This is a genomic window from Bacteroidota bacterium (genome assembly GCA_039111535.1).
Classification (GTDB): Bacteria; Bacteroidota; Rhodothermia; order Rhodothermales; family JAHQVL01; genus JBCCIM01.
The window spans coordinates 1-1616 of sequence record JBCCIM010000355.1 but is presented as its reverse complement, the minus strand read 5'-3'; the positions used below and the strand labels follow the sequence as shown (position 1 = coordinate 1616).

The 1616-nt window shown below is 46.9% G+C and carries 3 protein-coding genes; 2 read left to right on the top strand and 1 reads right to left on the bottom strand.

From position 1 onward, the window contains the following. Together AAF564_26785 and lpxK are read left to right on the top strand one after the other, a co-directional pair. Nucleotides 1-260: 3-deoxy-D-manno-octulosonic acid transferase (locus AAF564_26785; GenBank protein MEM8489179.1), on the top strand; the 260-nt coding region annotated here is incomplete at its 5' end. Then, nucleotides 260-1315 carry a tetraacyldisaccharide 4'-kinase gene (lpxK, locus tag AAF564_26780; GenBank protein MEM8489178.1) on the top strand — a complete coding sequence of 352 codons (1056 nt, stop codon included), beginning with the start codon at nucleotides 260-262 and terminating at the stop codon, nucleotides 1313-1315. The genes AAF564_26785 and lpxK, both read left to right, overlap by 1 nt. On the opposite strand, the gene AAF564_26775 is transcribed toward lpxK, so the two are convergent. Further along, on the bottom strand, nucleotides 1305-1616 hold a 312-nt coding region (locus AAF564_26775), incomplete at its 5' end, for an insulinase family protein (GenBank protein MEM8489177.1). The genes lpxK and AAF564_26775 overlap by 11 nt on opposite strands.

Here is a 1616-nt window from a genome sequence, read left to right as displayed (position 1 = left end):
CGGGACATGCTGTTCTTAATTTCAGGGAAGCCTATAACAGTCTGCTACACTGCGGTGCAGTTAGGCTAATATCTGATGAAAAAATGCTGGCAGCAAATGTCGAGTACCTACTTCGCAGCCCGGATGAGCGAGAGAAAATGGCAAGCTCTGCTAAAGAAGCGCTGGAGTCTATGCAGGGCTCCCTAAAGCGCACTAAGCATATTCTGGATTCGTATTTGTTCCCGCTTACCGTGAAACGCGGCCTTGAGGAATTTCGGTAATGGCACTTGATGAAGCACCACCGTTTTGGTGGGAGAACCCCAGTTGGCAAGCCTGGCTGTTGTCACCTTTATCTTTCATTTACGGAAGAGCTGCTGCGAAACGCATGAATTTTGCAGCAAGTTCTTCTGTTAACATCCCAGTTATTTGTGTTGGAAATTTCATCACTGGTGGTGCCGGAAAGACACCTACAGTCGAGATGCTTTCGAGATTTGCGCGCGCTCAGGGTTTGCGGCCAGGCGTTCTCACTAGGGGTTACGGCGGAGCTATTACAGCACCTACAATCGTCAAGAAAGACAGGCATAATGCACATGATGTTGGTGACGAAGCTTTACTCCACGCCAGCCACGCAATCACGGCTGTTTCGGCTGACCGACCAAGCGGCGCACAACTTTTGGTCGATAACGGATGCCAGATTATCCTGATGGATGATGGCTTTCAGAATCCTTCGCTGACTAAAGATTTCAATCTTGTTGTTGTTGATGCAAAGCGCGGTCTTGGTAACGGGTTTGCCGTACCTGCTGGGCCGGTTCGTGTGCCTTTTCGTCAGCAATTAATGCGTGCTGATGCTGTTCTTGTAATCGGTGAGGGTGCGCGTGGAGAATTTGTAATAAGACGCAGTTCGAGAGCCGGTAAGCCTGTTATACAAGCCACTGTTAAACCAAAGAACACTTTGCCCAAGAAAAAGTTTCTTGCTTATGCGGGAATAGCTGATCCAACAAAATTTTCTGACACGCTCGAGAAGCTCGGTACGGATGTTCAGGAAATTGAAGCATTTGGGGATCACCATTTTTATACGGACGAAGAATGTACAGAATTGCTTGAGCGGGCAAAAGCAAGCGATCTTACTTTGCTTACTACATCCAAGGATGCGGCACGGTTAAATGGTATGGGAAAATTGCCGGGCAAACTGCTGGAAGCATCGCAAGTATTGAAAATAGAACTGCGGGTGGATGATAACAACCTGATAAATCACCTAATAAATACCGCAATTAAAAACTGCGCAAAAAGGCGCTTGGCAAGTCAAAAATCTATGACTGAAGAAATCACTGAGTAGCTGGTCCGACGATTACGACTGTCGGTTCTACCGACAATAGTTCACGCGCAACTCTGTTCACATCAGATAATGTTACCCCACCGATGATTTCCCTGCGCCGGTCGATATAATCTATTCCCAATCCTTCAGTTTGGATTGCAACCAGGACCCTTGCGATTTTGCCGGATGTATCAAGATTGTTGATTGCATAGGAGCCAATTATGTATTTTTTTGCCTGCTCAAGTTCAGCTTCAGTAACGCCGCTTTCCGCAATCTTGGCTATTTCGCTCCTCACCACATGAATCGCTTCTTCAAGATTTTG

Excerpts from the sequence above, each read along its gene's own strand:
- lpxK (MEM8489178.1), top strand. The coding sequence starts at position 260 with ATGGCACTTGATGAAGCACCACCGTTTTGGTGGGAGAACCCCAGTTGG.